The 271-nt window shown below is 38.4% G+C and carries 1 protein-coding gene; it reads right to left on the bottom strand.

The window, feature by feature from the left end; all coding sequences use genetic code 11:
* Positions 1 to 44: 44 nt before the first annotated feature.
* A partial coding sequence (locus V6255_RS18060) for an ABC transporter permease subunit (RefSeq protein ID WP_341629382.1) occupies positions 45 to 271 on the bottom strand: 227 nt, incomplete at its 5' end.

Raw genomic sequence — 271 nt, forward strand, 5'->3', positions numbered from 1 at the left:
CTTGTTAGCACTTCTGGATGAGAAATGATTAGTGATATTGAGATTTATTTTGCTGTGGGATCGAATACTTTATAGAGCAATTCAGAGTTTAAATTTAATAATATGAACACTAAACCGACGACAATCGTTCCGCCAAGAACTGCATTCATATCAGCCGCAAGTAAGTCGTCAGTAATGTAGCGACCTAAGCCCGGCCAAGAAAATACAATTTCAGTTAACAGCGAACCTTCGAGTAAAGAAGCATAGGTGAGAGCAATAACCGTGATTAAAG

Source organism: Psychromonas arctica, assembly GCF_038155225.1.
Lineage (GTDB): Bacteria > Pseudomonadota > Gammaproteobacteria > Enterobacterales > Psychromonadaceae > Psychromonas > Psychromonas arctica_B.